This is a genomic window from Ruminococcus sp. D54t1_190329_F1 (assembly GCF_015551645.1).
Taxonomy (GTDB): Bacteria; Bacillota; Clostridia; order Lachnospirales; family Lachnospiraceae; genus Blautia_A; species Blautia_A faecis.
This window is the reverse complement of sequence record NZ_JADNDC010000106.1, coordinates 1-1,216: the sequence shown is the minus strand read 5'-3', so window position 1 is coordinate 1,216 and position 1,216 is coordinate 1. Positions and strand designations below refer to the sequence as shown.

3 protein-coding genes are annotated in these 1,216 nt (G+C 42.1%); 2 read left to right on the top strand and 1 reads right to left on the bottom strand.

Annotation, left to right across the window (positions count from 1 at the left end):
* Together I2D69_RS21340 and I2D69_RS21335 are read left to right on the top strand one after the other, a co-directional pair.
* A partial coding sequence (locus I2D69_RS21340) for a LysR family transcriptional regulator (RefSeq protein ID WP_347708410.1) occupies positions 1-414 on the top strand: 414 nt, incomplete at its 5' end.
* Between the two features lie 11 nt (positions 415-425).
* Positions 426-737, top strand: coding sequence for a LysR family transcriptional regulator substrate-binding protein (locus tag I2D69_RS21335; RefSeq protein ID WP_330637230.1), 312 nt, complete (start codon positions 426-428; stop codon positions 735-737).
* Between the two features lie 92 nt (positions 738-829).
* Here the strand turns inward: I2D69_RS21335 and I2D69_RS19780 are convergent.
* Positions 830-1,216: PH domain-containing protein (locus I2D69_RS19780; protein WP_243243862.1), on the bottom strand; the 387-nt coding region annotated here is incomplete at its 5' end.

The following is a 1,216-nucleotide window of genomic DNA, read 5'->3' as shown; positions in this document are numbered from 1 at the left end:
TTCGAGTATTATAAGATCTTTTATTATGTGGCAAAATACCACAACTTTACCAAGGCGGCCCAGGCGTTAAACAACAGCCAGCCTAATATTACCCGGGCCATGAATTGTCTGGAACAACAGCTGAATACCACTTTATTTATCCGTACCAACCGCGGCGTACAGCTCACTCCGGAAGGAGAACGGCTTTATACCCATGTGCTAAGTGCAATGGAGCAGTTTCAGGCAGCAGAAGAGGAGCTGGCAGACAGCTCCGGATTATCCCATGGAAGTGTAGCCATCGGTGCCAGTGAAACTGCCCTCAATATTTTCCTGCTGGATAAATTAAAAAGTTTTCACATGACTTATCCGGGAATCCGGCTGAAGCTTTACAACCATTCCACACCGGAAGCCAGGAACTTTCCCTTCGGGAGGTAAAGAACTATCCGATGATTTCTCTTGGGCGGGAAACTATGACCTATAAATTTTACAACAGCGTATTTTTATCTCATGGCCTGGATCTTTCCCCGGATACGGAAGCTGCCACTGCGGATCAGATCCTGCCTCTGGTAAAATGCAAGCTCGGGCTTGCATTTTTGCCCCAGCCGATGGCTGCACCTTCCCTTTTGAAAAAAGAGATCGTACAGATCCCATTAAAAGATGAAATTCCGGAGCGCCAGATCTGCCTGGTGTATGACAGCCAGCATCCTATGGGGGCTGCGGCAAGAGAATTAAAAAATACAATTCTGTTGATTACATAAAAGAAGCGAAAGAACTTGGTTTATTAAACGCGGCACCTATCCAAACACAAGTCAATTGATGAGTCGGGAACATTTTCCCAGCATTTCTGATACTATTTTAATTCATTTGACACCTTTTCGCTAATTGTATGATAGATTTCCTTTGTCGCTGAATCATTTTCACCATTTACGACCAATATTTTTCCATCTATACTCATGACTACATATGAATGACAGGATGAATGGGTATACCTGATATAATCTCCATAAACATCATTTCTAAAATTTCCCATAGCATATCTAAGATTTCCTAAACCGTTGGTTCTATAATCATTCCGGTTCTGAGATGAATTTTCTTCATATGAGATACTGTCAATCTGCGCATAGTCCACTGTATAATCGCTCCAGCCTTGTGCCTCAATGGTAAAATCTTTATCCTCGAAACGAATCTCAATACTTCCCAAAAACAACGTCCATATACCGAATATAATGGTTAAAAT